Origin of the sequence: Allobosea sp. MMO-172 (assembly GCF_037147855.1) — a bacterium.
GTDB lineage: Bacteria > Pseudomonadota > Alphaproteobacteria > Rhizobiales > Beijerinckiaceae > Allobosea.
Map to the genome: position 1 here is coordinate 91,336 of NZ_JBBCUM010000012.1, position 18,522 is coordinate 109,857.

Below are 18,522 nucleotides of genomic sequence, written 5' to 3' on the forward strand. Positions count from 1 at the left end.
CAAAAAGCGGTTTCCCCTTTGCGGCCCGATGCTCTAGACGACGGCGGAACGACATCCAGCAGATCGCAAGCCGCCATGACCACCTACAAGTCCGATTTCCTGCGCGTGCTCGACGAGCGCGGCCTCATCCATCAGGTCTCCGATGCGGAGGGCCTCGATGCCCTGTGCCGGCAGGGAACGCAGACGGCCTATGTCGGCTATGACGCGACGGCGACGTCGATCCATATCGGCAACCTGATCTCGTTGACGATGCTCTACTGGTTCCAGGAGACCGGCCACCGCCCGATCACGCTGATGGGCGGTGGCACCTCCATGGTGGGCGACCCCTCCTTCCGCGACGACCAGCGCAAGCTGCTCACGGTCGAGGAGATCGCGACCAATATCGAGAGCATCAAGCGGGTCTTCGGCCGTATCCTGCGCTATGGCGACGGGCCGACCGACGCGATGATGGCGAACAATGCCGACTGGCTGCTGAAGCTGAACTATGTCGAGTTCTTGCGCGATGTCGGCCGGCATTTCTCGGTCAACCGCATGCTCTCCTTCGATTCGGTGAAGCTCAGGCTCGACCGCGAGCAGTCGTTGTCCTTCCTCGAATTCAACTACATGATCATGCAGGGCTACGACTTCACGGAGCTCAACCGGCGCTATGGCTGCCGTCTGCAGATGGGCGGCTCCGACCAGTGGGGCAACATCATCAACGGCGTCGACCTCTCGCACCGGATGGGCGGGCCGCAGCTCTACTGCCTGACGACGCCGCTTTTGACGACCTCTTCCGGCGCCAAGATGGGCAAGACCGCCAATGGCGCGGTCTGGCTCAATGCCGACGTCTTCAGCCCCTATGATTTCTGGCAGTATTTCCGCAACACCGAGGACGCCGATGTCGGCCGCTTCCTCAAGGTGTTCACGCGCCTGCCGCTGGACGAGATCGCCCGGCTCGCCGCGCTCGGCGGTGCCGAGCTGAACGAGGCGAAGAAGATCCTCGCGACCGAGATCACGGCGATCGTCCATGGCCGCGACGCGGCCGAGGCCGCCGCCGAGACGGCGCGCAAAACCTTCGAGGAAGGCGCCCTCGCCGCCGACCTGCCGAGCGTCGCGATCGCGCGGGCCGAGATCGAGCCCGGCGTCGGCGTGCTCACCGCTTTCGTCAAGGCGGGGCTCGTGCCCTCGACCGGTGAGGCCCGCCGTCAGGTCAAGGCCGGGGGCCTGCGCGTCAACGATGTGGTCGTGACGGACGAGCGCGCCTCGCTCGGCCTCGGCGACCTTACCGCGGAGGGCGTGATCAAGCTCTCCTTCGGCAAGAAGAAGCACATCCTGCTACGGCCGGAATAAGCTCTCCGCCTGTCATCCCGTGCGCGGTGCAGCGCGAAGCGATGCGCCGCAGACACGGGACCGTATGACAAGAAGGCGCCCTCTCCGGATGACGGTCCCGCATCTGCGCAGCAGCACTTCGTGCTGCAGCGCGTGCGGGATGACGCGCTCTTCAGCGCGGCTGCGCGGGCCGCGCCTGAACCGGCTTCTGCGCCGGCGTGCCGCCGAGCGGGTCGACGAAGCGGCGCAGGATGCCGGGCGCCAGCGCCGAAAGCGGGTTGATCGACATGGTCGGCGCGCTGGCGGCGCCCGAAATCCGGAAATTCACCGCGAAGAGCCCGCCATACTGGCTGCCGCCGCCGAGCAGCGCGCCGACGACGGGAACCTGCGCGAAAGCGTTGTTGAAGGCATAGCCCGGCACGAAGGTGCCGCCGATATCGACGCGGTCGCGGCCGTAATCGACATGACCCTGCAGCGTGAAGCCGACCTGCTGGCCCCAGATCACCATGTCGGAGACGTCGAGCCGGCTGGCGGAGCGGGTGAACTCGGCCTTGAGCTTGGTGAAGGCGACCTCGCTGACATCGATGCGCTGCTCGGCGGAGGCATCGCCCGCGAAAGCGTTGGACGATTGCGAGGCGACCACACGGCGCAGCGCCGGCTCATCCCGCACCATGAAGTTGCGGAACAGCAGATCGCCGCTCTGGTTCTCGCCCTGCCCGAGCGTCAGCAGCAGATCACCGCCATGAGCCCGGTTGTAGAGGTCGAGGAAGCGCAGCAGCGAGCCGCCATTCTCCGACTGGATGACGAGCTGCCCGCCCTCGCCTCGACCACCCTGGCGCGCGGAGACATCGGCCCGGCCGATCCGCCCCTGGAAATTGACTGAGCGGATTTCGCCGCCGCGCTTGGCGAATTTCAGCGTGCCGTTGGTGATCGCCTCGTTGTTGAAGCCGGTCAGGATCGGCACGTCGAGATCGACATCGTAATCGCCGCCCTTCCCGCCGGACTTGTCGCCCTTGCCGGGCGATCCCGGGCTCTGCAGGTCCTTGATGAAGGGGCGCAGGTCCGCGACCGCGCCGCGCACGGTCAGCTTGACGATGTTGCCGTCCCGCTTGGCATCGATCTTCAGGTTGTCGCCGGGCGAGAGGCGGAATTGCGAGAAGCTCGCGCTGTCCAGGCCGTTCTGCTTGGTCAGCTCGATGCGCCCCTTGATCAAGGCGGAACCGGCCTCGAATGTGAAATCCTCGAGATCGGGCCCTTCGGGATCGGCGACATAGGCAAACGAGACCTTGCCGGGCCGCCCGGACGGCTTGTTCAAGCCGGGGACGACGCCGTCGAGCGCGACCTTGGACAGATCGACCTCGACCCTTGGCGGCTGTTCGACGCCTTTGCCGAGCGGCTTCGTCACCTTCACCGGCAATGTCCCGGAAATGCCGGTATCGGTGCCGAAACCACGCCGCTGCCGTGCGGCCGCATCGAGCGCGAGCTGGAGCGTCGCCTCGCCCTGGCCCTTCCCGTTCTGCTTGAGCTCGACCTGCGCCTTGTCGCCGCCGACGCGCGCATCGCCGCGCAACAGCAGTCCGTTGCGGTCGACATTGACCGAGAAGGTGCTGGCTTCGAGCTTCTCCGTGCCCAGAAGCGTGTCGGAGGCGACATTCGCAAGCGTGCCCGTGCCGGTCACCGCGACCTCGTCCGGCTTCAGGTCGTCGGCGAGCGGCAGGGTGATGCCGACCTTGAGATCGCTGGTCCCCTTGATCGCGGCGGGATCGATCTTGCCGGGGCTGAAATCCTTGAGCGACGGGAAGGCGAACAAGGCTGCCAGCGCATCCATCGAGCCGACCGCGCGGAAGCCGATCCGGGCCTGCGCGCGGTGCTGATGATAATCGGGCATGGCGAAGCTGCCCTCGCTCAGCTGGAGCTGGCGGCTGCCGCCAAGCTCGGCCGTCGCCTTGCCGATCGCCAGCTGGACGGTGCGCCCGCCGACACGTCCGGTCACAGTCGCATCCGCGAGCGGCGGCAGGCCGGGGTCGGGGAGATAGCGGACGCGGTCGGCATCGATCATCACGGAAAGCGAACCGTCCGGCATACCCTCGCCCTTGACCAGGCGGGCATGATCCTCCGGCGCCAGGTCGAGATCGACCGAAAGGGACTTGAGGCGCCCTGCCGCCAGCTGGCGTCGCAGCGTACCGTGTACTTCCGGCGAGGTGAAGCTCGGCCAGATCGCGAGCAGCGCGCGCGCATCGGAATTGGAGGCCTTGATGGCGAAGCGCTGGAGCGGCGAGCCGTTAATGCGCTGGACCAGCGCCGACATGTCGACCGAAGCCAGCGGCCCGCGCAGCGAGGCTGAATCGATGGTTACGGTATTGTTGGCGGGATCGAGCTTCAGCGCGGCCTTCACGCTGTCGATCTGGACCGGCGGGTCGGAATCGATCCCGGCAAGCTGGCCCTTGCCATCGAGCGCGATCCGCCAGCCGCCACCATCCTCGCGCAGCGAGCCCGTCGCCGAGAACTGCGTCGCGCCGGCCTTGATCTCGCCGCGGGTGATATTGAGTTCGGAAAGGTCGGCGCCGCTCGCCAGTTCGAGATCGGCCGAATCCACGGCGAAGGACGAGATCGGGGCATCGGGAAAGCGCAGCGTACCGGACCGAACGCCGATCCGCGCTGTGATCGATTTCTTGCCGTCCGGGGTCTGCCGCAGGGTAGCGCGGCCCTGAAGCGGCAGGCCCTCGACCATGAGGCCGCCGGTGCCGAAGGCGAGCGCGACGACCTCGGCCGGCTCGAAGCGCTGGATGTCGATATCGGCACGCTGCGTGCCATCGGCCTCGGTGGACAGATCGACGGACATCTCTTTCCAGCGCTGGCCGGTCCGCCCCTTCATCGTCATCCGCGTGCCGCGATCAGCGATGCGGGTCAGCTTGATCTCGACATCCTCGAACCCGGCCTTCTGGCGCCCGTCGGGATCGACCAGGGACAGCCGCGCACCGTTCATGCCGGCTTCCTCAAGCGCGCCGAGAAGGCCGTCGCCACGGGCCAGGGTCGAGATAGCGCCCATGATGCCGGTGAAGGCGTTCCACTGCGCCGAATCCGCATTGACGACCAGCGCGCCGTCCTTGTTGACCCCGAGGCGGACATTGACGCCACGCAGATCAACCGAAACCAGCCTGATGTCGCCGGCAAGCAGCGCCATCGGCGCATAGCCGAGAACGGCTTCGGGCGCCCGGATCACGGCGCCACTGGTATGCTGGAACGAGACCTGCCGCACCCTGAGCTGGGAACGCCCGTCGATGCGGCCAAGCTCCGCGGAGGCCGCCGTGACCTTCCAGTCCGGCCCGAGCCGTTCTTCAATCGCGGCCGTGATACGCCCCTCGAAGCCCGAGAGCGGGATGATACCGGTGACGAGCAATGTCGCCGCCGCGCCGGCCAGAACCGTAAGCGCGACCGTGACGGCGACGCAGATGAAGCCCAGGCCGGCCTTGGCCCGCCGCTTCACGATCTCGACATCGCAGGCTTCGCCGGCAGGCAAGACATCTCCTTGCCCCGCAGCCGCAGCCTTTGCATCCTGGTCCGCCAAAATCCGCGTGGTCCTTATCTGCGCCTGCGCCGGCCACAATCAGGGTGCGGCCGATCGCCCCTTGCCGCAATGCCGGAAGGCAGCATGCATGTCGATGCGGTCAGGCGAAGCGATTCGGCAATCCGGAAACGGAAACGTCCGACGATTCGCCGGCCCTTGCCGTGAGCCGGCTCGCCAAGCCGGATCGCGGGCTCCATGCAGCGAGAAGGCGACGAAAGGAAGGCAGCGGCTATGGCATTGCAGGAAGGTGATCAGGCCCCCGGCTTCACGCTGCCCCGCGACGGCGGCGGCGAGATCAGCCTCGCGGCGCTGCGCGGGCGCAAGATCGTGCTGTACGCGTATCCCAAGGACAACACTCCGGCCTGCACCGAGGAGGCGATCGCCTTCAATCGCCTGCGCCAGGACTTCGCCGCCTGCGGCACCGAGATCATCGGTGTTTCCCCGGATTCGGCCAAGAAACATGTGAATTTCAAGAAGAAGTATGAACTCGACTTCCCGCTGATGGCCGACGAGGAGCAGGCTCTGGCGAATGCCTATGGCATCTGGGTCGAGAAGAGCATGTATGGCCGCTCCTATATGGGGGTCGAGCGCTCGACCTTCCTGATCGATGCGGAGGGGCGCCTCGCCCGGATCTGGCGCAAGGTGAAGGTCGCCGGACATGCCGAGGAGGTGCTGGCGGCGGCGCAGGCGCTCTGAAGCATTGCGTGGGCGTTGCGCGGGCTGGGATTTGCGAAAGATTAACCCTAACAATGTCTGATGACGGTATCGGCAGCGTGATTATCGGTACTGCGTATGCATCATCAGTCCCAGACCTCCCCCGCCCTCTCGACCGTCGGCCTGGTCTCCCACAAGACCTATACTCTGCGCCGCTCCACCATGCTCGCGGGGCTCGCCTGGCTGGCCCTGAGCACGGCCTGCAGCGGCGGAGCCGGCTGGTACATCCTCAGCCGCGACGACCTCGCGGCCCGGATGATCGCCCGCGAGACGACTCGCCAATACGCCTATGAGGACCGGATCTCGGCGCTGCGGGCCGATATCGACCGCTATGCCAGCCGCGCCCTGCTCGACCAGGACGGCGTCGAATCCCGCGTCGACGAACTTGCCAGCCGCCAGGCCGAACTCGAATCGCGCCAGTCCCTGGTCTCGGCGCTCACCGATACGCTGCAGTCCAGCGGCCTGATCCCGGCCGCGAAGCTGCCGCTGCGTTCGCAGGTCATCAAGCCCGGCGAGCCGATCCGTGCCTCCGGCGTGACCAGCTTCGCCCCGATTCTGCCGAACAAGCCGACGCCGGCTCCCGAGACGCCGCCATTGCGCGGCGCCGATAGCGGCGGCTGGCAGTCGGGCGAGGCGACGCCGGCCGAGCCCCCGGCCAAGCGGGTCGAAGCGGCGCTGACCCGGCTCGACGGCGCCATGCTGAGGAGCTCCGACGCTCAGCTCGCCGCGCTCAAGGAGATGGACGAGACCCTCGCCACGACCCAGAAGCGTCTGCGCAGCGCGCTCGCCGAAACCGGGCTCGATGCCGAGAAGCTGTCGGCGCCGACCGCCTCCGCAGGAGGCATGGGCGGGCCCTTCGTGCCGGTCAAGCTCGACGCGTCTTCGGGGGCGTTCGAAGCGACGCTCAACGCGCTCCAGCCGCGCGTGGCATCGGTCATGCGCCTGCGCGGCGTGATCGAGCAATTGCCCCTCGGCCGGCCGATGGCTGGTGACCACGACTTCACCTCGAATTACGGCTACCGCACCGATCCGTTCACGCGCGGCCTCGCGATGCATACCGGCGTCGATTTCAGGGCCGAAACCGGCTCCTCGATCATGGCGACCGCGCCGGGCAAGGTCGTGATCGCCGAATACAATGGCGGCTACGGCAACATGGTCGAGGTCGAGCATGCCAATGGGCTGACGACCCGCTACGCCCATATGTCGGCGATCTCGGTCACGACCGGACAGATGGTGAAAGCCGGCACGGTCGTCGGCCGCGTCGGCACCACCGGCCGCTCGACCGGGCCGCACCTGCATTACGAAACCCGCATCAACGACGAGCCGGTCGATCCGACCCGCTTCTTGCGCGCCGGCAGCAAGCTGCTCGCCAACGCGCTCTGAGCCACGAGCCAGAAACGATAAAGGCCGCGCTTCGAGCGCGGCCTTTTTTGTTTGCGGTTCGGCGTGAAGCCCGGGATCAGTCGATATCCTCGACCTCGACCTGCGTGCCATAGACGCGCTGGGCCAGCGACGCTTCCATGAAGGGATCGAGCGCGCCGTCGAGCACCTCGGAGGGGGCCGTCGAGCTCACGCCCGTGCGCAGATCCTTCACCAGCTGGTAGGGCTGCAGCACATAGGAGCGGATCTGGTGGCCCCAGCCGATATCGGTCTTGGAGGCCTGCTCGGCATTGGCCTTCTCTTCCCGCTTCTTCAGCTCGACCTCGTAGAGGCGGGCTCGCAGCATGTCCCAGGCCTTGGCCCGGTTCTTGTGCTGGGAACGCTCCTGCTGGCAGGCCACCGCGATGCCGGACGGGATATGCGTGATGCGCACCGCCGAATCCGTGGTGTTGATGTGCTGCCCGCCCGCGCCTTGCGCGCGATAGGTGTCGATGCGGCAATCCGATTCCTTGACATCGATGACGATGCGATCGTCGACGACGGGATAGACCCAGATCGAAGCAAACGAGGTCTGGCGTCTCGCATTGGAGTCGAAGGGCGAGATGCGCACTAGGCGGTGCACGCCCGACTCGGTCTTCAGCCAGCCATAGGCATTGTGCCCCTTGAACTGGAGCGTCGCCGACTTGATGCCCGCGGTGTCGCCGTCCTGGTATTCGAGCGTCTCGACCTTGAACTTCCGCCGCTCACCCCAGCGCCGGTACATGCGCAGGAGCATCTCGGCCCAGTCCTGGCTTTCGGTGCCGCCGGCGCCCGGATGGATCTCGACATAGGTGTCGAGCATGTCGGCCTCGCCGGAGAGCAAGGTCTCGACCTGGAGGCGCGCCGCCTCGTCCTGCACGGCCTTGATCGCCTGCTCGCCCTCGGTGACGGTGGCGTCGTCGCCCTCCATCTCGCCGAGTTCGATCAGCGTCAGAGCGTCGTCGAGTTCGCGCTCAAGCTTGGTGATGCCCTCGATCTGGGTCTCCAGCGAGGTGCGCTCGCGCATCAGCTTCTGCGCGGCTTCGGCATCGTTCCAGAAATCGGGGCCCTCGGAGAGGGCGTTGAGTTCCGCTAGGCGGCGCTGGGCTTGATCCCAGTCAAAGATGCCTCCTCAGCAGTCCAATCGACTGCTTGGCGTTATCGAGCTGCGTCTGGATTTCGGGGCGCATGATTCCGTCTGGACGTCCTTGTGAGCAAAACGTGAGGGCTGAGATAGGGGCGAAAGGCCCGACTGTAAACGCCGGAGGCAACATCCCCTGCCCGTCGAGGCGGAATGAGCCGCCCGGGCTTAAAACGGAAACGCCCGGAGTGACCTCCGGGCGCTGCAATTCTCCTGCTGTCGACTCAGTAGAGCCCGCCGGTCCCTGAGCCGACGGCGCGGCCGCCGCCCGGACCCGCGCCGAGCGGCATGCTGCCGTCGCCGGCCGCGCCGATCACCGAATAGCTGTCCGGCGGCGCCGTGCCCGGCTTGAAGGCCTCGAGAATGCCGCCCTCGCCGCCTGCGCGCATGCCGCTCTTCGGATCGACGCGGATCAGCTTGATGCCGGCCGGGACGCGGAACGGCGTCGAGGGCTTTTCCTTCAGCGCGACGCTCATGAAGTCGCGGAAGATCGGCGCGGCGTACTGGCCGGCGGTGGCCGAGGTGCCAAGCGACTTCGGCTTGTCGAAGCCCATGTAGACGCCGACGGCGAGGTCGGGCGAGAAGCCGACGAACCAGACGTCCTTGGCATCGTTGGTCGTGCCGGTCTTGCCGGCGAGCGGCTTGCCGACCGACTTGACCACCGTCGCGGTGCCGGCATTGACCACGCCTTCGAGGATCGAGACCATCTGGTAGGCGGTCAGCGGGTCGAGCACCTGCTCGCGGTTGTCGACCAGGCGCGGCTCAGGCTGGTTCGCCCATTTCTCGGCGTTGCAGCCTTCGCAGACGCGCTGGTCATGCCGGAAGATCGTCGAGCCCGAACGGTCCTGAATACGGTCGATCAGGGTCGGCCGGATGCGCTTGCCGCCATTGACCAGCATCGAATAGGCCGCGGTCATGCGCATCACCGTCGTCTCGCCGGCGCCGAGCGACATCGACAGCACCGGCTGGAGGTCGTCATAGATGCCGAAGCGCCGCGAATACTCGGCGATCAGCGGCATGCCGACATCCTTGGCGAGCCGGACCGTCATCAGGTTCTTGGAGAACTGGATGCCGTAACGCAGCGTGCGCGGGCCGGTCGACTTGCCGTCGTAGTTCTCCGGCCGCCACATGCCGAGGCCCGCGCCCTGGTCGATCTCAATCGGGGCGTCGAGGACGATGCTCGACGGCGTATAGCCGTTGTCGAGCGCCGTCGCGTAGACGAAGGGCTTGAACGAGGAGCCGGGCTGGCGCAGCGCCTGCGTCGCGCGGTTGAACTCCGACTGATCGTGGCTGAAGCCGCCGACCATCGCCAGCACGCGGCCCGAGAACGGGTCCATCGCGACGATGGCGCCGTTGACCTCCGGCAGCTGGCGCAGGCGCGCGAAGCCCGGCCGGCTGTCCATCGGCTCGACATAGACGACGTCACCGACCGAGACGGCCTGCGAAACACGGGCGCGGCGGGTCCATTTGATGCCGTCGGCGGCGAGCGTCAGGATCTGGCGCTCCTTGTTGAGATGGCCGGCATTGTCGCGCAGCGGGTGCAGGCCGAGACGGGCGCTGTCGCCGTTGACCTCCAGCACGACGGCGAGCCGCCACGGCGCGACGTCGCCGAGCACGGGCAGTTCGCCGACGACGGCACCCCATTCCTTGCCGCCGATATCGAGTTTCTGGATGGCGCCGCGCCAGCCGCGCGCCTCGTCGAAGCGCACGAGACCGTCGACCAGCGCCTTGCGCGCCATCAACTGGGTCTTGGGATCGACGGTGGAACGGACGGAAAGGCCGCCTTCGAGCAGCTTCTTCTCGCCGTAGCGATCCTGCAATTCGCGGCGGATTTCCTCGGCGAAATAGCCGGCGGCGATCTGGTTCGGCGAGACGGTGCGCGGATTGACGCCGAGCGGCTGCTTCTTGGCGGTTTCGCCCGCTTCGCGCTTGACGTAGCCGTTCTCAACCATGCGATCGATGACGTAGTTGCGGCGTTCGATCGCGCGGTCGCGGTTGCGGAAGGGGTGAAGATCGGTCGGCGCCTTCGGCAGGGCGGCGAGATAGGCGGCCTCCTGCAGGTTCAGCTCATGCACCGACTTGCCGAAATAGTTCAGCGCCGCCGCGGCGATGCCGTAGCTGCCCTGCCCCGGTGCCGGCGCGCCGAGATAGATCTCGTTCAGGTAGAGCTCGAGGATCTTGTCCTTCGAATAGGTCGACTCGAGCTTCAGCGCGACGAGCGCCTCGCGAATCTTGCGCTCGATCGACTGCTCCGGGCTCAGGAAGAAGTTCTTCGCGACCTGCTGGGTGATGGTCGAGGCGCCCTGCGGCCGGCGGTTGGCGCCGCGGTTGCGGAAGTTCGAGATCGCCGCGCGAACCAGGCCTTCCGGATCGACGCCGACATGCTTGTAGAAATTCTTGTCCTCGGCCGAGAGATAGGCATCGACGACGAGCTTCGGCACGGCCTGAATCGGCAGATAGAGGCGCCGTTCGCGCGCATATTCGGCGATCAGGCTGCCGTCGCCGGCATGGACGCGGGTCATGACCGGCGGCTCATAGTTCCGCAGCTGCGCGTAATCGGGCAGATCACGCGAATAATGCCAGATCAGGCCGCCCGCGATGGCGGCGCCGATCACGAAAGCGATTGCGCCGGCGGCGAACAACCATCCGAAGATTCGCAGAACAAACCGCATCTCAGGCCCCGGACCCCGTAATTGCCATCGGCTGCGCCAAATCAGGGCGCTTCGCAAATCATAGCTATAACATGACGGAGATGGCGGAACCGTGGCCTTGCAACCACATTCCGCATCATCCGGCCGCCCTGACGTTACCAAAGGGCAGGCACCGACGATTCGGCCCTCCGCCCATCCCTGCCGCCGATGCGCCCCCAGCGCAACCGAGACGGCTAGTTCCGGCTTTCAGCTGCCTTGCCCACCGAAGCCCGCTCGCGGGCGAAATAATCCTCGATCGCCGCGGAGACGGCCGTCACCGCCTTGCCGCGCCATTCCGGCGAGTTCAGCAGTTCGGCATCCTTGGGGCTCGACATATAGCCGAGTTCGATTAGCACGGAGGGAACGTCCGGCGCGCTCAGCACCCAGAACCGCGCCGAACGCAGCGGGATCTTGTGCATCTTGATGGAGCCGCCGAGCTTCTCGACGAGATTGCGGGCGAAGACCCCGGTGAAGGTGCGCGTCTCGCGCCGGGCAAGGTCCATCAGGATGCCGGCGACGTCCTGCACCTCCTCGCTGGTCTCCAGGCCCGCGACGGCGTCGGCCTCGTTCTCCTTGGCCGCAAGGCGGGCAGCCTCGGCGTCGGTCGCCCGTTCCGAGCGGGTATAGACCGTCGCGCCGCGAACCTCCTGTGCCTGCGTCAGCGAATCGGCGTGGATCGAGATGAACAGGTCGGCCTGCTCGTTGCGGCCGAGCTGCACGCGATCGCCGAGCGAGACGAAGCGGTCATCGTCGCGGGTCATGACGATGCGATAGCGGCCATTGGCTTCGAGCTGTTCCTTCAGCGCCTTGCCGAAGGCGAGCACCACCGCCTTCTCGGCGATGGAGGCGACTGTCGCGCCCGGATCGATGCCGCCATGGCCGGGATCGATGACGATGGTGCGGCGGGTCTCGCCGGCGGTCTTGGCCGGCGATGGCACCGGAGCGGGAATCGCGGGTGCGGGTTTCAGCACCTTGCCGGCCTCGGCCAGAAAATCCGCCCGCGCCGTCTTCTTCAGTTCGATCGTCAGCTCGCCGAAGCCGCCGCGCACCGTCTTCACCTCGGCTTTGGCGATCACGGCGGGCTGGGCGAGGTCGATGATGATTCGGGCCTTGTCGGCCGTGAACAGGCCAAAGCGATAGCCGCTGACGAAGCCGGCGCTGCGCTTGGCCGAGGCTTGAATCTGAAAATTGGTCGAGGGCAGTTCGACGATGACCCGGTCCGGCGCCGCCTGCACCCAGGCATCGACCGCAACCGTCGAGGACAGCATCATCGTCAGGCGCACGGTCTCGCCGCTCTGCTCGATGCGGGCGTCGGTCGCGACCGGGTATTCGTTCTGCGGCCGGGGCTCCGGCTTCGGCTGCGCCTGTGTCAGGCCAGCCAGCGGAAGGCTCGCCAGCAGGCAGACGGCAGCCAGCGCGCACCGCAGCGCCCGGAATCGCCACGGCGCATCGCAACGGCTCGGATCGGCACGGCGGATGCACGAGAACAGTTGAACAATCCCGGTATTTATTACGAGGGTTTAACCATAACGGGGCTGAAATCCTAACAGCCCGTTACCATCTCTTCCCGAGACCGGGAACCGCCCTGCCGGAGGCGGGGTGAGATGCGCCCGTCATGTGACTTGCAAATCACCATCACCTGTCTGTAATGGAACAGGTTGCTTGTCAGCCTGCCTGAGGGACACATCCGGATCGTGCGATCCGTCGGCGTCCGAAGCAGACTGGGCTGCTGCTCCCCAGCGGAGTGGCGGCAACAAGACGACCGCAACGGATCGTCCGCAGACGGTTGGCATCGGGATTGCGTGTTTTCTGCGCCCTGCCCTGTCTTGCGAGCGTGCAAACGCGATGCGCCTGGCTGCCTGGCCGGAGCATCGCAGGTCAGGACAGATGACGGGGCATAAGACGCCGCTAGCACCATCGGTGAACCGTCCGAACCTGCGGAACCGCGCCGGGCTTTGCGCCCGGGTTGCTGTTCCGAGCCGCCTTCCTGTCTCGACCGCTTCCTCCTCCCTCCTGCAACATGCCGGCTCGCTCCGGCCTTTTCGCGGCGCCCCTGCCCGCGGCGGCGGATTCGCATCCGTAGCCGCGCGGCCCCGGTCGGCGGCCGCGCCAATGGAAATGTCTTATGGCCAACAAGATGCTTATCGATGCCACCCACCCGGAGGAGACCCGGGTCGTGGTGGTCCGCGGATCCCGCGTCGAAGAGTTTGATTTCGAATCCGCCAGCCGAAAGCCGCTCCGCGGCAATATCTATCTCGCCAAGGTGACCCGCGTGGAGCCCTCGCTCCAGGCGGCCTTCGTCGAGTATGGCGGCAACCGCCACGGCTTCCTCGCCTTTTCCGAGATCCATCCCGACTATTACCAGATTCCGGTCGCCGACCGGCAGGCGCTGCTCGAGGACGAGGCCCGCGCCGAGCGTGACGAGGAGCGCGACGAGGAGCGCCGCGAGAAGCGCGGCCGCCGCGACCGTGGCCGCCGCGGCGATCGCGACAACCGCGCCAAGAAGGCTGCCGCCGACGAGACCGTCTCGGCCGAGGTCGAGCAGAACGGCGAGGAGCGCGTCGAGACCGACGGCAAGGAAGCCGCCATGGTCAACGAGGGCGGTCCGGCCTTCGGCGAGTTCTTCGCCCCGGACGTCGCCGAATCGACCACCGAGGACTCCGCCCCGAATGCCGCGCCGCTGACCTTCGAGACCGTCGAGACGAGCGTCTCGGTCGAGGAGACCGTCGTTTCGGTCGAAACCTCGGATAGCGCCGAGACCGAGGCGCGCAAGCCGTCCGAGGACGACAGCGACGACGAGAACGGTGACGAGGATGCCGAGGAGGCTCCCGAGCAACTCGGCGGCGGCGACGCCCTCGACGACATGCCGGAGCGGCCGGTGCGCCATTCGCGCCGCCAGTACAAGATCCAGGAGGTGATCAAGCGCCGCCAGATCATCCTGGTCCAGGTCGTCAAGGAAGAGCGCGGCAACAAGGGCGCGGCGCTGACCACCTATCTCTCGCTCGCCGGCCGCTATTCGGTGCTGATGCCGAACACCGGCAAGGGCGGTGGCATCTCGCGCAAGATCACCAATGCCGAGGACCGCAAGCGCCTGAAGGAAATCGCCCAGGAGCTGGAGGTCCCGGAGGGGATGGGCCTGATCCTGCGCACGGCCGGCGCCTCGCGCACCAAGGTCGAGATCCGGCGCGACTACGAATACCTGATGCGGATGTGGGAGAGCGTGCGCGAGCTGACGCTGGCCTCCGTCGCTCCGTCGCTGGTCTATGAGGAGGGCAACCTCGTCAAGCGCTCGATCCGCGACCTCTACAACAAGGATATCGACGAGGTTCACGTCGCCGGCGAGAGCGCCTATCGCGAGGCAAAGGACTTCATGCGCATGCTCATGCCGAGCCATGCCAAGAGCGTGAAGCCCTATCGCGAGCAGACGCCGCTCTTCGCGAGCTTCGGCGTCGAGAGCCAGCTCGACGCGATGTTCTCGAACACGGTGACGCTGAAATCCGGCGGCTATCTCGTCATCAACCAGACCGAAGCGCTGGTCGCGATCGACATCAACTCGGGCCGCTCGACCCGCGAGCACAATATCGAGGACACCGCCCTCAAGACCAATCTCGAAGCGGCGGAGGAAATCTCCCGCCAGCTGCGCCTGCGCGACCTCGCCGGCCTCATCGTGATCGATTTCATCGACATGGAGGAGAACCGGAACAACCGCGCCGTCGAGAAGAAGCTGAAGGAGTGCCTGAAGGACGACCGCGCCCGCATCCAGGTCGGCCGCATCTCGGCCTTCGGCCTGCTGGAGATGTCGCGTCAGCGCATCCGCACCGGCGTGCTCGAATCGTCCTCGGTGCCCTGCCCGCATTGCGCCGGCGCCGGCATGATCCGCTCGACCCCGTCGGTGGCGCTGCAGATCCTGCGCGCGCTGGAGGAGACGCTGATCAAGAGCGCCTCGCACAACCTCACCGTCCGCACCCGGCCGGAGGTCGCGCTCTACGTCCTCAACCAGAAGCGCGCCCATCTCGCCGATCTCGAGACCCGCTTCAACATCGCCATCACCGTCTCGACCGACGCGAACCTGCTGGGCACGCGCTATTTCGAGGTCGAGCGCGGCGAGTTCGTCGGCAATGAGGGTCGGATCGTCCCGACCAGCTTCAAGGCCGAGGCGATCGCGTCCGACGTCGACGACGAGGCGCTCGACGCTGCCGCCGAAGCGGCCGCCCTCGACGCCGAGACCGGCGGCAATGAGGCGACCGCCGAAGAGGCGCAGGGCCAGTCCGAGCGTGGCGAGGGCGAGAATGGTCGCCGCCGTCGTCGCCGCCGTCGTCGCCGGCGTGGTGGCGAGCGTGACGAGCAGGGCCAGCAGCTCGATGGCGCGCAGGGTGACGACGAAGGTGACGATGGCGAGGAAGACGGCGACGAGGCCGTGACGCCGGCCGCCGCCGAGCCGGTCGCAGAAGCCGTGGCCGAGGCCGCTCCCGAGCCGGTCGCCGAGGAACCTGCGGCCGAGCCCGCCAAGCCGAAGCGCAGCCGCGCCCGCAAGCCTAAGGCCGAAGCCGCCAAGGAGACCGAGGCCACGGCCGAGACCGTCGCGGCAGAGGCTGCTCCCGCCGAGGCCGAGAAGCCGAAGCGCAGCCGCTCGCGCAAGAAGGTAGTTCCGATCACCGAGGGCGGCGAGGCCGCCGCTGAGGCCGTTCCGGCCCCTGCCGAGGCGAAGGTCGAGGCTCCGGCTGCCGCTCCCGAGGCCGTCGCGGCTCCGGCCGAACCGGCCCCGGCGCCCGAGCCCGCCCCGGTCAAGGCACCGGCGGAAGAGCCCGTCGCGGTCGTGCTGACGGAGCCGGACCCGAACCGGCCCAAGCGCGGCGGCTGGTGGAACAGGCTCGCCGGCCGTTCCTGATCGCGCCGACCAGATCCGCTGAATGACGAAGCCCGCTGCATCCCGCAGCGGGCTTTCTCTTTTCACGGGCCGGCAAACCGGTCAGGATCGCTAACCGGAGACCGCTCGACAGAGGCAGGAGCCGATGCCGCCGCCACGCAATCGCGAGCGCATGGTCATGATCGCGCTGGCTGGGACAGGCCTGACCGGCCTCGCCTATCTCGCCTGGAGCGCGATCGGCTGGTTTGGGGTTGGACTGCTCGGGCTGCTGGTCCTGTTCATCGCCATCCGCGTGGAGCTCGAAGACAATCGCCCCGTCGGCCATCAGATGACGCCCGGTCTCTATGCCGGGCAGTATCACAACGAGGCCGGACAGGGGCATGCCGAACGCGCCGGGCGCAGCTCGGAGAGGCTGGCTTTGACCAGCTCCGCCCGCCTCGCCAGCCTTTTCGGCGCCGTGCTGACGGCGGCCGGATTCGGCCTGTTCTTGCTGCTGTAGCGGCCAGCTTCAGCTCGCAGTCGGCGCAAGCGGGCTCGGCGGCGGCACGGTCGAGATCGCGGCGGCTGCGTGGCTATGCTGCGAACCGCCTTCGCCGCCGCGCACCGTGACGGCGTTCGAGGCGAAGGGCACATGCGCATCGTTCAGCGCGCGATAGACTCGCTTCAGCGACTCACGCTGCAGCATCGAGGCCTGGCTCGGCTTGGCGGTGAATTTCAGCCTGATGACGATGGCGCTGTCGGTGATGTCGGCGACGCCCTGCATCTTCAGCGGGGCGATGAAATGCGGCCCGTATTCAGGGTCCTCCAGCAGGGCGATGCCGGTCTTCTTGATCGCCTTGCGGGCCTGCTCGATATCGGCGGAATGGTCGAGGCGGACGTTGAACTTGATCGTCGCCCAGTCGCGGCTGGCATTGGTCAGCGACTGGACCTGGCCGAAGGGCACCGTGTGGATCTGGCCGCTCTGGTGGCGCAATTGCATCGAGCGCAGCGAAATCTTCTCGACCGTGCCCTTGAGCCGGCCGGTATCGACATATTCGCCGACGCGGAAGGCGTCCTCCAGCATGAAGAACACGCCGGAGACGATATCGCGCACCAGGGCCTGCGAGCCGAAGGAGAGCGCGAGGCCGAGGATGCCGAAGCCTGCAAGCAGCGGCCCGATATCGACGCCCAGCCGCGACAGCACGATGAGAATGGTGAGGCCGAGCACGGCTCCGAGCACGACGCCTCGCAGAACCGGCAGCACCGTCGCCAGCCGGCTCGGGACGCCTTCCTCGTGTGCGGCATCCTCATCGGCGGGCCCGACGACGCGTCGCTTGGGCGTATAGGCTTCGAAGAAGGCATGCAGGAAGACGAGCGCCACCCAGCCGACAAAAGCGAAGATCGCGACGCCGGCGGTCTGGCGCATCACGGCGCCGAACTGCGCCGAACTGACACCGAGCAGGAGTCCGGCCCAGAGGCGGGCCAGCACGAAGAATCCGGCCGCCCATAGCGCCCCCACCGCCGCCGCGCGCAGGGCCGCGCCGCCGGCACGCCGCATCGGAATGGCGCCGTGCTCCTCCTCGTGCCGCATCGCATGGCAACGCATCAAGCTGGCGATGCCGACGGCCAGGATCGGAATGATGACGATCGCCACCTGCGTCGTCGCCGCGGCCTCGGCCCAGCGCCCGCCATTCGACATCATCGCCGCGGCGCTGCTGACCATCCAGAGCAGCACCGTCGTGGCGATGTAGAACCAGGCGGTTCCGTTCGCGATCAGCCGCCGGATCGGGCCGGGCTCGGACGAGCCGGAGAGGACGAGCGCGGCCAGATCGTGCCTTCCGTCATGGAACCACCAGATCTTGAAGAGCGTAATGGCCAGCCCGGTCAGCGCGATCAGCCCCGTCACCGGCCGCGGGCCGGCGCTGACATGATGCGCGAGCAGGATTCCGGTCACGATCAGCGGCGTCAGGATCGCGTAGGCGACCAGCCGCCGGAAATGCACCTCGGCGCGCGGCAGCGGCATGATCCGTCGGTCCGGCGCCCCCGGCGCGATCAGGAAGCGGCCGACGGCGATGTAGAGCGCGCCGATCGCCGCGCCGTTGGCGCCCGTCGTGAGCGCGATATAGGCGAGGTCGTTCTCCGGCAGCCAGGCATTGCGGGCGCCCCTCGCCACGGCCAGGGCCAGCAGGATCGTGGCGACGTCCTGGAGCAGCCCCCAGGCCGACGCGGTGAGGCGCGGCGTGAATTCCGGCCCGGCAGACTGCATCCTGCGCGTGAACCAACGGGCAGAGGCGATCCGGAAGGCGAAAGCGGCGGCGAGCGCAAGACAGATGATCCAGAAGATGCGCCAGCCGGCGGACAGGCCTTCGCGGCCGTTGAGATTGCGCAACCAGGCCCGGCCCCAATTGTCAGGCAGTTCGGCGATCGCGGGGATCGAGGTGCCGCCATATTCGACGCCGTCGATGAAACGGTCGACGAGCGCGTTGACCTCGGCCTGGAAGCCGTCCTCGTCGGCCATCGACGGGGCGGGCGCAGGCTGAGCCGCAGCAGGCTTCGCCTTGCCGGCAGGCTCGGCCGGGGTTGCCGCAGCGGGGGCTGCAGCCGTTGCGCCGCCGACCCTGATCTCGACCTGCCGCCCCGGTGCGGACAGGGCATCGACCATCTTGCGGATAGCCTCCGGCGTCTCGTCGCCGCGCAGGTTGAGAACCACGGAGGATTGGCCCTCGGCCATCGCCGGAGCAGTCGAAGAGAGACATGCGAAAGCGAACGCCAGCCAGCCGAAGAGCACGGCCAGTCGGGCAACGTTTCGCCGCGGGACGGATGCGCCCGGTGCAGCGACGTTCATGGCAGGTCTCCG

10 protein-coding genes are annotated in these 18,522 nt (G+C 67.2%); 5 read left to right on the forward strand and 5 right to left on the reverse strand.

The window, feature by feature from the left end:
• The first annotated feature begins 75 nt into the window (after nucleotides 1–75).
• Entirely contained in the window at nucleotides 76–1,329 is a 1,254-nt protein-coding gene (tyrS, locus tag WFK61_RS18045; RefSeq protein ID WP_336813463.1) for a tyrosine--tRNA ligase, read from the forward strand.
• Between the two features lie 151 nt (nucleotides 1,330–1,480).
• On the opposite strand, the gene WFK61_RS18050 is transcribed toward tyrS, so the two are convergent.
• Nucleotides 1,481–4,828, reverse strand: coding sequence for a YhdP family protein (locus WFK61_RS18050; protein ID WP_336813464.1), 3,348 nt, complete (start codon nucleotides 4,826–4,828; stop codon nucleotides 1,481–1,483).
• 279 nt (nucleotides 4,829–5,107) lie between these two features.
• Between WFK61_RS18050 and WFK61_RS18055 the strand changes: the two genes are divergently transcribed.
• Nucleotides 5,108–5,572 carry a peroxiredoxin gene (locus tag WFK61_RS18055; RefSeq protein ID WP_336813465.1) on the forward strand — a complete coding sequence of 155 codons (465 nt, stop codon included), beginning with the start codon at nucleotides 5,108–5,110 and terminating at the stop codon, nucleotides 5,570–5,572.
• 96 nt (nucleotides 5,573–5,668) lie between these two features.
• The gene (locus WFK61_RS18060) at nucleotides 5,669–6,973 is read left to right on the forward strand and encodes a peptidoglycan DD-metalloendopeptidase family protein (RefSeq protein WP_336813466.1); all 1,305 of its coding nucleotides are present in this window, start codon (nucleotides 5,669–5,671) and stop codon (nucleotides 6,971–6,973) included.
• A gap of 76 nt (nucleotides 6,974–7,049) precedes the next feature.
• Here WFK61_RS18060 and prfB read toward each other — a convergent pair.
• The 3 genes from prfB to WFK61_RS18075 all read right to left on the reverse strand — a co-directional run bounded on the left by prfB (nucleotide 7,050) and on the right by WFK61_RS18075 (nucleotide 12,330).
• Nucleotides 7,050–8,178 (reverse strand): peptide chain release factor 2 gene (prfB, locus tag WFK61_RS18065; RefSeq protein WP_336813467.1). Its coding sequence is split into 2 segments (ribosomal slippage): nucleotides 7,050–8,108 and nucleotides 8,110–8,178, totalling 1,128 coding nucleotides; the frame shifts between segments, so codons are not numbered across the junction.
• Between the two features lie 175 nt (nucleotides 8,179–8,353).
• Complete coding sequence (locus WFK61_RS18070; protein ID WP_336813468.1) at nucleotides 8,354–10,801, reverse strand: penicillin-binding protein 1A; 2,448 nt, start codon at nucleotides 10,799–10,801, stop codon at nucleotides 8,354–8,356.
• A gap of 212 nt (nucleotides 10,802–11,013) precedes the next feature.
• Nucleotides 11,014–12,330, reverse strand: a complete 1,317-nt coding sequence (locus WFK61_RS18075; RefSeq protein WP_336813550.1) for an N-acetylmuramoyl-L-alanine amidase — start codon at nucleotides 12,328–12,330, stop codon at nucleotides 11,014–11,016.
• Nucleotides 12,331–12,944: 614 nt separating this feature from the next.
• Between WFK61_RS18075 and WFK61_RS18080 the strand changes: the two genes are divergently transcribed.
• Nucleotides 12,945–15,707, forward strand: a complete 2,763-nt coding sequence (locus WFK61_RS18080; RefSeq protein WP_336813469.1) for an Rne/Rng family ribonuclease — start codon at nucleotides 12,945–12,947, stop codon at nucleotides 15,705–15,707.
• Nucleotides 15,708–15,831: 124 nt separating this feature from the next.
• The gene (locus tag WFK61_RS18085; protein WP_336813470.1) at nucleotides 15,832–16,185 is read left to right on the forward strand and encodes a hypothetical protein; all 354 of its coding nucleotides are present in this window, start codon (nucleotides 15,832–15,834) and stop codon (nucleotides 16,183–16,185) included.
• A gap of 9 nt (nucleotides 16,186–16,194) precedes the next feature.
• On the opposite strand, the gene WFK61_RS18090 is transcribed toward WFK61_RS18085, so the two are convergent.
• Entirely contained in the window at nucleotides 16,195–18,510 is a 2,316-nt protein-coding gene (locus WFK61_RS18090; RefSeq protein ID WP_336813471.1) for a mechanosensitive ion channel family protein, read from the reverse strand.
• Between the last annotated feature and the right edge of the window lie 12 nt (nucleotides 18,511–18,522).